The organism is Nocardia sp. NPDC049220 (assembly GCF_040647855.1).
Taxonomy (GTDB): Bacteria; Actinomycetota; Actinomycetes; order Mycobacteriales; family Mycobacteriaceae; genus Nocardia.
Window position 1 is genome coordinate 46,472 of sequence record NZ_JBEZDA010000004.1, and the last position, 10,862, is coordinate 57,333.

10 protein-coding genes are annotated in these 10,862 nt (G+C 63.1%); 6 read left to right on the forward strand and 4 right to left on the reverse strand.

Translation table 11 applies throughout. The features are described 5' to 3' along the window. The first annotated feature begins 63 nt into the window (after nt 1–63). Entirely contained in the window at nt 64–816 is a 753-nt protein-coding gene (locus tag AB0C34_RS14130; protein WP_357071476.1) for a DUF4239 domain-containing protein, read from the forward strand. An 834-nt stretch (nt 817–1,650) separates the two neighbouring features. Then, a complete protein-coding gene (locus AB0C34_RS14135; protein WP_357071479.1) occupies nt 1,651–2,421 on the forward strand; it encodes an EF-hand domain-containing protein in 771 nt (256 codons plus the stop codon). Between the two features lie 108 nt (nt 2,422–2,529). Here the strand turns inward: AB0C34_RS14135 and AB0C34_RS14140 are convergent, their stop codons facing one another. After that, nucleotides 2,530–2,682 carry a hypothetical protein gene (locus AB0C34_RS14140; protein ID WP_357071482.1) on the reverse strand — a complete coding sequence of 51 codons (153 nt, stop codon included), beginning with the start codon at nt 2,680–2,682 and terminating at the stop codon, nt 2,530–2,532. Nucleotides 2,683–3,189: 507 nt separating this feature from the next. On the opposite strand from AB0C34_RS14140, the gene AB0C34_RS14145 reads away from it, so the two are divergent. The 3 genes from AB0C34_RS14145 to AB0C34_RS14155 all read left to right on the forward strand — a co-directional run bounded on the left by AB0C34_RS14145 (nt 3,190) and on the right by AB0C34_RS14155 (nt 5,367). Then, entirely contained in the window at nt 3,190–3,336 is a 147-nt protein-coding gene (locus tag AB0C34_RS14145; RefSeq protein WP_357071485.1) for a hypothetical protein, read from the forward strand. A 187-nt stretch (nt 3,337–3,523) separates the two neighbouring features. Continuing rightward, complete coding sequence (locus AB0C34_RS14150; protein WP_357071488.1) at nt 3,524–4,000, forward strand: tyrosine-type recombinase/integrase; 477 nt, start codon at nt 3,524–3,526, stop codon at nt 3,998–4,000. 44 nt (nt 4,001–4,044) lie between these two features. Continuing rightward, nucleotides 4,045–5,367 carry a hypothetical protein gene (locus AB0C34_RS14155; protein ID WP_357071491.1) on the forward strand — a complete coding sequence of 441 codons (1,323 nt, stop codon included), beginning with the start codon at nt 4,045–4,047 and terminating at the stop codon, nt 5,365–5,367. Between the two features lie 345 nt (nt 5,368–5,712). On the opposite strand, the gene AB0C34_RS14160 is transcribed toward AB0C34_RS14155, so the two are convergent. From AB0C34_RS14160 to prpD, 3 genes are read right to left on the reverse strand one after another with little or no spacing between them, the layout of a single operon-like run. Continuing rightward, nucleotides 5,713–6,831, reverse strand: a complete 1,119-nt coding sequence (locus tag AB0C34_RS14160) for a bifunctional 2-methylcitrate synthase/citrate synthase (RefSeq protein ID WP_357071494.1) — start codon at nt 6,829–6,831, stop codon at nt 5,713–5,715. Then, nucleotides 6,831–7,745, reverse strand: a complete 915-nt coding sequence (gene prpB, locus AB0C34_RS14165) for a methylisocitrate lyase (RefSeq protein WP_357071496.1) — start codon at nt 7,743–7,745, stop codon at nt 6,831–6,833. Before prpB ends, AB0C34_RS14160 begins: the two co-directional genes overlap by 1 nt. Next, nucleotides 7,745–9,247: a 2-methylcitrate dehydratase PrpD gene (gene prpD, locus AB0C34_RS14170; protein ID WP_357071499.1), complete on the reverse strand. Its 1,503-nt coding sequence runs from the start codon at nt 9,245–9,247 to the stop codon at nt 7,745–7,747. The genes prpB and prpD overlap by 1 nt, the downstream gene beginning before the upstream one ends. A 151-nt stretch (nt 9,248–9,398) precedes the next feature. Between prpD and AB0C34_RS14175 the strand changes: the two genes are divergently transcribed. Beyond that, the gene (locus tag AB0C34_RS14175; protein WP_357071502.1) at nt 9,399–10,859 is read left to right on the forward strand and encodes a short-chain fatty acyl-CoA regulator family protein; all 1,461 of its coding nucleotides are present in this window, start codon (nt 9,399–9,401) and stop codon (nt 10,857–10,859) included. The last annotated feature ends 3 nt before the right edge of the window (nt 10,860–10,862 follow it).

A 10,862-nucleotide genomic window follows, 5' to 3' on the forward strand; every position in this document is an offset into this window, starting at 1 on the left:
CCCCCTCAACACAAGTCGTGATCCCGCGTGGACGAGCGGCTACCCCGGGATATGGAGCACTACATGATTGCGCAATCGGCTCTGCTAGTTCTGTTCATAATCGCGGCGGTGGCCGTCTTTGTTCTGGCCAACCGGTTACGTCCGAGGTCGAAGCGGAAGATTGAGGAAGAAGGTGGCGACGGACTGGTCCTCGACATCATCAATACGTTCTTCGCCGCGGTGGTCGCGTTGGTGGTGGTGATCGCGTGGCAGAACTATGACAACGCGCACACCCACACTGTTGCGGAGGCCAAAGCGCTGGTGGACGTCCACTCTGCCGCGGAAGAACTACCGCAGACACAACGAGATCGGATCCAGGGGCTGGTGCGCGACTACACCACGCAGGTGTTGGAGCACGAATGGCCGGTCATGGCGGAGAAGCGACAGCTGAGCGAATCGACCCAGCAGACGCTCGACGCGCTGCGCGCCGAAGCTGCGGCACTGCCGGACACGGACGACGACGCGCGATCGCGCGTCAAGACCGGGCTCGACGGAGTCGCGGAGGCCCGATACGACCGGGCGATGGACGCGCGGTTGTCGATGCCCGGGTTCCTCTACGCCGCCCTGTGGTTCGCCACCGCCCTGTTGCTGCTCGGTATGGTGCTGACAGGCCAGGACATCACCCGCCGAAATATTTTCACCACCGCTGTGCTCGGTGTCGTGGTCGGCTGGGTGATCCTTGCGATCTACAACCTCGATCGACCGTTCTCCGGCGGCAGCGTCGTTCCACGGGATGCCTTCGAACTGGCGTTGTCCCGTTTCGGACACGCGAACTGAGTGGGCCTCCGAGTATGAGACAGCCGAGGCTCGCAGACATGGCAGCGCCGCTCGATATCACGCGAATTCGCAGGGTGACAGCCGGATTGGTCTTCGTCCCATGCACCGCCGCAGCCTTGCTGATGGCAGCAGCACCACCGGCGGCGGCCGATCCGACGGCATGGCCGTCGCTGGGTGATCTCACCTCCGGGAGTGCAATGGCCGGTGCCCCGCCCCACACAGCTGCCGACTCTGTCGGTCCCGAGTTGGCACTCGGTCCTCCTCTCCCTACGACACCTCCTGCCACCGGGAGTTTCGTACCGCGATCGGATTCGACCGAAGGCTCGGAAAGCACGGGCAGCCCACTGGCACTCGGTCCGGCGGTCAGCGCCGCGGAGGCCGCACCGACGGGCTCGAGCGATGCGCTCGGCCTCGACTCCGGCAGCGTAGCGACGGCCTGCGCCGGCAGCGCCGTCGCCGGCAGCGTCCTGATCACCCTTGGATCGGCAACCGCGAGTTGGTGGCCACGGGTCGCACTCGGGAGCGCGGCAGTAGGCAGCGCGGCCGCTGGGAGCGGGCTGCTGACCTGCTTGTTGCTGCTGCCAGGCGCTCCGATTCCCAATCCCTATCTTCCACTGCAACTCGGGCCGCAGCCGGGCACGCCGATGCTTGCGCCGCCTCCCACTCCACCGTTGCCTGCACCGACTGCACCACCGCTACCGCCGATCACGCCGCGGAGCCCGGCGGTCACCACGTACCAACCCCCGTTGGCAGTGCCTGTCAGCGACCACGTGGCATGGAACGTGCTGCAACTCATCACCGTCATGGTCGTGGCGGTCCTTACTGCCGCGACGCGTGGCCGAATCGCGCACGCCCGCAGTCGTTCCTGAAATCGCCCGAAACCAGGAAATTGACGCGACACGACACCCCGCCGACACAGCACTGTTATTCCGCCGTTCCGCCGCTCGCTCGCCCCGGTCCTCGATATGCTGGAACGGTACGTCGGTCGCGACGGAACGAGACCGCTCCGAGACTGAAATGTCAAGAGAGAAAGCGCTTCCCAGCATGATTTCCGATTTTCTAGATCGTAAACTCGCGAAACGCTTCCAGGCCTATGATGTGGACGGAAACGGCGTTATCGAACGCCGTGATTTCGCACTGGCAGTCGAACGCATGGGAGACGCGTTCGGCCGAAAACCCGACGACCCCGAGTTGCAACGCGTCGCGGAATTGAATTTCGCGCTGTGGGATCGGCTGGTTGCACAGTGTGACGCGAACAACGACGGCAAGGTCAGTGAAGCCGAGTTCAAGGAAGCGTCCCTGTCGGGCTCGCTGGAAACAGTCGACTCGTTCGAAGAGGACTATATTCCCTTGATCGACGCGGCTCTGGACATCGCGGACGCCGACCGCGACGGAAAACTGACCGCGACCGAGTTCACCCTCTGGGCGGCCTCGCTGCTGAACCATTCGCAGCCCGAGATCGACGAGATCATCCGTAGACTCGATCATGACGACGACGGACTGATCGCACGAGATGTCATATTCGCCTCAATCCGCGAATACTTCTTCAATGACTCGCCGGACTCAGCCGGAAGCTGGGTGGTCGACCCGTCCCCCGACCGATAAGCCACGAGCCCGCCGAAGCAGCGTTCGGCAGGTAAGCGACCGGCGATCATCATTCGCCGGTCGCTTTTCGCTTTTCGAATCCGACCAATCGCGCCGTACGCTTCAGCGTCACAGCGAAATCTGTCGAAGATGAGCCAGAACAGCCAGAGCGTCCAGATTGTCGTGCAGTTCGATATCGCCGGCACGGTGCCAGATCGCGCCGATCTCATCGGCCAAAGCCCGGAAGATACTGCGGGGCAGGCCGAGCAGCGGCAACGACACGTCCGACTGAAGGTCCGGATCCGACGAGGAAGCGCATCGATCAGTTGCGGTGGCTCTCCCACGAGGTCGAGTACCTCGCGACGCGATCCAGCGCGGTCGGATCTCGAGACAACATGACAAGTTCGTGATTGCGAGCCAGTAGTTCGCGCATAACGTGCAGTTCGAGAGCGTCGTTCGATGCCCCCTCAATGACATAGGCGCATCGCCCCTCGGCTTGGCGGGCGAGGAGCAATCAACCCAAGCCGGCGCTGAGTAGTTACCGCGGATAGTGGCAAACTATATGCGGTAACTTCAGAGTCGTCCTGGCTCGATGCAACCTTTCCGGCGGGATCGACTCGGGAAACTATGTGCGGTAGATCTAGGGAGCAGCAGATGGGGCGGGTTCAAAGGCTGCCGACACCGGTGAGTGGCGGGTGGCTGGCGTGGCGGATGCGGTGCGGATCTACTTGGCGACGATCACGGTGCACAATTACGCGCGCGACGTGCGCGGCGGCACTGAATCGGCTGGTGGCCGATTTCGGGGCGGACACGGATGTGGCGCTGCTGGACTCCGAGCCGGATCGAGTGAGTGGTTGGTTCACGTTCGTGTGGGGTGACAAGTCGGCGAAGACGTTCACCATTCGGTTGACCGCGCTGGCGTCGGCGTGTGGGTAATGGCGGGCGCAGGGCTGGTTGGTCGGTGATCTGTTGGCGCGGTTGCGGGCGCGGCCCGTGCCGCCGGAGACCAGTAAGGCGTTCAGCCGCGACCGGGTCGAGCAAATCCTGGGATCGGATGCGGTGTCGCGGAAACGGGTGTTGTGGCACCTGCTGTGTGAATCCTCGGCGCGCCGAGGAGGTGTTGATGCTGGATGTGCCCGATCTCGACACGGCGAACCGGTGTTCGGTGGTGACCCGCGAGCGCGGGGGACGGGAAATCATCGCGTGGCAGACCGGCACCGCGCGGTTGTCGCCTCGGATGCTGGCAGGTCGCAACTCCGGTCCGCTGTTTTTCACCGACCGCAAGGCCCGCCCATCGGTGGCCTGCAACGATATCGACCCGACGACACGGCGGGCACGGCTGTCCTACCGCCCCGCCGGTGAGCTGCTCGAGGCCCACACCGCCCGCTACGACGCTGGACCGCGCACGCAGCACCGGCTGCGGCATTCACGGCTGACCCACGCCGCCGGGGAGGGCGCGTCGACACCAGTGTTGATGAGGCTGTCGGGTCACACCTCGGTGCGAAGCCTCGCGAAGTACGCACGTGTGTCCGACGAAGGACTGCGACGTTATCAAGCCAACAGCGACCCAGCCGCGCGTCGGCTGCCCGGGCGGGCATGAGTTTCGTGCTCGAACGCCGGTTGCGGTGACCGGAGTGGTCTGGGGTGAGCGGTTTCTTTGCTAATGAGCTCAATGCGCTGTTGCGGCGATTGCGGGACGATTTGGATGAACTGCTCAGTCGCCGGGTTGCTGGTCACCTGCATGACAGGTACGAGGGCAAGGCTGGTGAGTTCCGCCACGCGATACGCGAGTATGAAGGCACCGATGAGCACGGTCGGCAGCAGATCGCGGCGAGCGCGCGTGATGCGGAACGGTCATCCCACACTGTCGAAGACGGTCCTCGACCAGTAGCGGCCGCTCATCATGACGGCGGGACCGACAGCCCGATCGACACCACAATCCGCAGGCTCGAATCAGAACTCGGCATACGCACCGACGCTCAGCGAGCGCTGGAGGCCAGACTGTTCATCGACCGGAAGTTCCTGGACATCGCCCTCGTCTCCGGCCAACCGCGACCGGAAATTCTATTCGGAAAAGCCGAGTGGGCTGGGCATCTGGAAGCTCGGCTCGCCGCTCGGAAATTCGGCCGCCGACCATTGACCGTCGACTTTATGCAAGACCTGCACAGACGATTTCAGATGCATACCGATAACCCTGAATGGGGTGGTGTACTCACCGACGGGCGCGGCAAGGGGTGGGGTGTGCCGACGAAGCCGCTGAACGCTGACGAGATCGCGGCGATCGAAGGCAATCCGTTGCTCTCCTACGTTCCACCTCCCTTCGAGGTGGGGGAATATGGACTCGTGATGGAACCGAGGCATGCAGGGCAGGAAGGAGCCCGTTGGTTCCGTGAGCTGGACCGACCTTTGACCGATTCGGAGAAGGCCGCAATCGACCGCGATCCGCTGTTGGCGTTCGTATCCGGCCCGGTAGTGCGCGAACACGGCATTATTATCTATCCGAGATTCCATGACTTTCGCACCGAGTTACATTCGGTGGCCGACTGGTACAACAACGCAACAAGGGGACCGGGTTACGACGCTTACGGCGTCGCTGCAGAACTACAGCGACGCCTCGTCAGCATCCATCCATGGCTCATGGGTGACAGCGGCCGGTGGTCCCGGCAGGCCATGAACTGGTCACTGGAGCGGGACGGCCTGAGACCTGCTGCGCTCAACGAATTCAACAAGGATCTCTACAGTTCCCTGCCCGACTATACAAGGTCTGTCCGAGAAGGAAGTCACCAATACGGGCAGTGGGAGAGCCGGATTCGATCAGCCCCGGAGATTGATCCGGTGACGGCGTTCGGACTGGATCGGCTGAAGCAGCGCTACATCGAAGTCGACGGCGAGCCTGCGCCTTTCACCCCCGGTAACTTCCACAACGCGAACCGTTACGAACAATTGCTGGAGCAGCTCAACCGGTAACCCCAACCTGCGCACCCACTCCCGCTGCGCGGCGAATATCCGCCAACCAATCACCGGCCCGACCGTTGATGGCTGATCCTGTCATTGCGAGTCCGAGAACCTGTACGGCGCTACCGGAAGCAAACATTCTTGGGTACGAGGGCCCGAACCGGCCGTAGCCGCCCTCATCGGTCACGACGACACGAACTCACCTACAGGCCAACTCCGTTCGATGTGCCACGCTTGACGCTGGATCGGGCGGATCTACTCCTCAACCCCCGGCTTGTCGCTGCGACCTCATGCGCAGCTCGGCCCGCAGCGCTGTTCGCACAGACTCGTGGACCAGGGTCCGAGATAGGTCGGTATTCAGGCAATGGAACGTTGTGGCACGCCGATATATTCGCTCAAAGGCCGGATCAGCGCGTTGGATTCGCCCTGTTCGATGATGTGCGCGGCCCACCCGGTGATGCGGCTCATCACGAAGATCGGAGTGAACATCTCGATATCGAATCCGAGAAGGTAATAGGCGGGACCGGTAGGGAAGTCGAGGTTGGGCTTGATTCCGGTCGCGTCGGCCATGGCGCGTTCGAGCACCTCGTATATCTGCACCCACTTCTGGCCGCCGGTCACGGCGGCGATTTCGTCGAACGCCTTCTTCATCGTGGGCACTCGGGAGTCGCCGTTCTTGTACACCCGATGCCCGAAGCCCATCACTTTTTGCCGCTCGGCGAGCTTGTCGGACAGCCATTGCTCAGCACGGGCCGGGTCGTCGATGTCGAGCAGGTCGTGCATGACCGCTTCGTTGGCGCCGCCGTGCAGCGGACCTTTCAAGGCACCGATAGCCGCGGTGACGGCGCTGTAGATGTCGGACAGTGTGGAGGTGACGACGCGGGCGGCAAAGGTCGAGGCGTTGAAACTGTGCTCGGCATAGAGGATCAGCGATACCTCGAAGGCCTTCACCAGTTCCCGGGACGGGATCTTCTCGAAACACATGTTCAGAAAATTGTCGGCATATCCGAGGTGAGAATGCGGCGCGATCGGGTCCAGGCCGTGTCGGCGCCGGTGATCGGCGGCCACGATTGTCGGCAGCACCGCAAGCATACGCAATGCTTTGCTCCTGTTGGCTGCCGGTGAATTGTCGTCCTCGGCGGGGTCCTCCGCACCCAGAAAGCTGATCGCGGTGCGCACGACATCCATCGGGTGGCAGTTCTCCGGCATCTTCGCCACCAGCGACAACAGCGAGCGATCCACGCGCCGCGCTGCGCGTTCCTGCTGACAGAACCGCTCCAACTGGGCGACGGAGGGCAGTTCACCGTTCAGCAGAAGGAAGGCGACCTCCTCGAAGCTGCACCGCGCGGCCAAATCTTGCACGGCGTAACCCCGGTAGGTCAGCGAGTTGGTCTCCGACACCACCTTCGAGACAGCAGTCGTATCGACGACGACACCGGCGAGACCCTTGTAGATCGTCGGTACGATATTTGTCATCACTGATTCCTTCCCAGGGAGAAATCGAAGATGTCGGAATCGAATTCGCTGTAACGCTCATAACCGAGCAGTTCGTAGAGCCGGCTACGGTGCTGCATCCGGCCGAGCAGGCCCGCTTGGGTCCCTTCCGCGAAGATCTCGCGCAATCCGGACTCGGCGGCCCACATCGCCAGGCGCAGGGTAGAAACCGGGTAGATCACCGCGTTGAAGCCGAACGATTGCAGTGTGTTCGCCGAGAGCAGTTCGGATTTTCCGAACTCGGTCATGTTGGCCAGCAACGGAATCGAGACCGCTGCCCGAAACTTCTCGAACTCTGCCGGACCCGCGAGCGCCTCGGCGAAGATCAGATCCGCGCCCGTGTCGGCATAGACTTTCGCGCGTTCGATGGCGGCTTCGATACCCTCGATGCCCGCGGCGTCGGTCCGGGCACATATTACGAAATTCGGGTCACGCCGCGCGGCTACAGCCGCGCGCAGCCGCCGCGCCATCTCCTGGGTCGGGACGACCGCTTTGCCGTCCAGGTGGCCACATCGTTTCGGGTTGACCTGATCTTCGAGATGGCAGCCTGCTATCCCCGCGTCCTCGAGAATCGTCACGGTCCGGGCCGCGTTCATCGGTTCACCGAATCCGGTATCGGCATCAATGAGCACCGGCAGATCGGTGACGCTTGCGATCTGCCGCCCGCGATCGGCGACCTCGCTCAATGTCGTCAATCCGATATCAGGGAGCGCGAGATCGGCCGAGACCACCGCACCGGAGACATAGACCCCTTCGAAACCGATCTCCTGGATCAGCTTGGCCACCAACGGATTGAAGGCGCCGGGGAACCGCTGGATCTTGTCCGAGGCCAATCCGGCACGGAAAGCGATCCGCTTATCGGCCGCCGCGGTGGCAGCAGCGAGTGGGCCGGTCATCAGAACAGTCCTTTCGACAGTTTCGGTGCGCGGGCCAGCACCTCGCCGGGCACAGCGAAGGTCAGTTGGCCCAGTTCTGCGGGCTTCAGTTCGCTGGCGCGCTGCGCGGTCTCGAGGAATCTTTCCTGCTCAGCGCGGTCGATCACGCCCTCGGCGAGGGTGCGGAACTTGGCGATGTATTGCGGACGGGAGAACGGACGAGCACCGAGCGGGTGCGCGTCCGCGATCACCAGTTCATCGACGATGACCTCACCGCTACGCAAGGTCACCTCGGCGCGAGCACCGAAAGCCTTCTCGGCCGGGTCGGCGGAGTGGTAGCGACGGGTCCATTCCGAATCCTCGGCGGTGGAGATCTTGTGCCACAGTGCCACGGTGTCCGGCCGTCGGGCACGCTCAGGCGCATAGGACCGCTCGTGATGCCAGGTACCGTCCTGCAACGCGACCGCGAAGATGTACATCACCGAATGATCGAGCGTTTCCCGCGACGCGGTCGGATCGAACTTCTGCGGATCGTTCGAACCGGTGCCGATCACCACATGCGTGTGCTGGCTGGTGTGCAACACGATCGAGGCGACCTGATCGAGATCCCCGATCCGGTCGCGCATCCGGCGGGCCAGATCGATCGGCGCCTGACTCTGATACTCCGCGGAATGTTCCTTGGTGTAGGAGTCCAGGATGGCTCGCTTCGGCTCACCCGGACCCGGCAGCGGCACCGAATACTCCCTGTCCGGACCGCCGAGCAGCCACGCGATCACGCCGTCCTCGCCCTCCCAGATCGGCGCTGGCGCACCTTCACCGCGTAGTGCTCGGTCGACGGCCTCGACGGCCATCTTGCCCGCGAACGCCGGAGCGTAGGCCTTCCAGCTGGAGATCTCGCCCTTGCGTGACTGCCGGGTCGTGGTGGTGGTGTGCAGTGCCTGCCCGATCGCTTGGTAGATCGTCTCGGTGTCCAGCCCGAGTAGCGTGCCGATACCCGCGGCGGCTGACGGACCGAGATGGGCGATGTGGTCGATCTTGTACTCGTGCAGGCAGATTGCGCGCACCAGGTCGATCTGGATCTCATAGCCGGTTGCCAACCCGCGGATCAGATCGGCACCGCTGCGTCCGGCGTGCTGAGCTACTGCCAAGATCGGCGGAATGTTGTCACCGGGATGCGAATACTCGGCGGCGAGGAAGGTGTCGTGGAAGTCCAGTTCACGCACCGCGACTCCATTGGCCCAGGCCGCCCATTCCGGGGAGTAGCGGCCATCGACGCCGAACACGGTCGAACCAGGGGAATGCGGATGCACCCGCGCCTGGGCGCGCGCATTGGCCACCGGGCGACGGGTCAGCGACGCTGCCGCGACCGAGGCGTTGTCGATGATCCGGTTGATGATCATCTCCGCCGCCTCCGGCGTCACCTCGACCGAATCCGCGGCGACCTCGGCGATGCGCCACGCGAGGTGCTCGTCGCGAGGGAACTGCTCAGCGGAGCGATGGGTGCGGACGAGATGATTCTTCACCGTCGAATCCTCCAGACGTCGGTCACTGTCGAGACAATTCGCACACTACACATGTTCGCTATCTGCAATAACCCATCGTAAATGCCTATTTTTGCGGAATGCCATCGGCAAATTTGCGAATATTGCATAAATCGTTGATGTAGATTTGGGTGTGCAGAAGATGTATGCGGGTGGGCGGTTGCGCGCGTTGCGCGAGGGACGGGGCCTATCCCAGTCCGGGCTTGCCAAGGCACTCGATCTGTCGGTCAGCTATGTCAATCAGCTCGAGAATGACCAGCGTCCGATTACCGTGCCGGTGTTGCTACGGCTCACCGCGACGTTCGAATTGGACATGAAGTTCTTCTCGGCGGACACCGATGCGCGCCTGATCGCCGACCTGCACGAGGTCTTCGCCGAAGATCCGGAAGGCGCCACGATCTCCACCACCGAACTGGACGACCTGGTTTCTCGCGTTCCCGCCGCAGCCCAGGTTCTCGTAGGCCTGCACCGACGACTGCGCGGCGCCACCGAACAACTCGAGCGCTTCTCCGCCGGGATCGAGAGCAGTGTGCATAAGCCGATGACCGCGATGCCGTATGAGGACGTTCGCGATTTCTTCTACGACCATCGCAATCATATTCCGGAACTCGATGGCGCCGCCGAAGAGTTGTTCGCCCGCAACCGATTCACCCTCGGCGGCCTCGACCTGCAACTGGCTCGCCTGCTTCGCGAAGAACACGACATCGCCGTGGCGATCCGCACCGATGCCCCCGATCGGCCCGGCCCCAAACGGACCTACGACCCAGCCGCCAGAATCCTCACCCTCGCGCGACGACTGGCGGCCGGCCAACGCGCCTTCCAACTCGCCACGCAGCTGGCATATCTCACCCAAGGCGATACGATCGCCGCCCTACTCGCACGCGCGGATACCCTGCCCGCCCAATCCCGTGGCTTGTTGCGCATCGGCTTGGCCAACTACTTCGGCGGAGCGTTGATTTTGCCGTACACGCAATTTCACGACGCCGCGGAAACCCTGCGCTATGACATCGAGTTGCTGGCGAGCAAATTCGAGGTCGGCTTCGAGACCGTCTGCCACCGACTGTCTACCCTGCAACGACCCGACCAGCGTGGTGTGCCGTTCTTCTTCGTTCGCACCGATCGCGCGGGAAACATCTCGAAACGACAATCGGCCACCGCATTTCACTTCTCCCGGGTCGGCGGCAGCTGTCCGCTCTGGGTCGTACACGAAGCATTCGCCACCCCGGGCCGAATCCGCACGCAGATCGCACAAATGCCGGATGGACGTAACTACCTATGGCTCGCGCGCACCACCGACGAGAGCAGTCCCGGTTACCTGTCCGCCAAACGTGACTTCGCGATCGGGCTTGGTTGCGACCTCGCCTATGCCGGCAAACTCGTCTACTCCCATGGACTCCACATCGAGGACCCCAGCACCGCAGTACCCATCGGCGCCGGGTGCAAGGTTTGCGAACGCGTCGACTGTGCCCAGCGTGCCTTTCCGCAGCTCGGTCGCGCGATCCGAGTGGATGAGAACAGCGCCCTCACCATTCCGTACACCCCTGCGGACGACCGAGGCCCACGGGCCCGAGAACGCGGCCCAAGATCTGCCTAGACA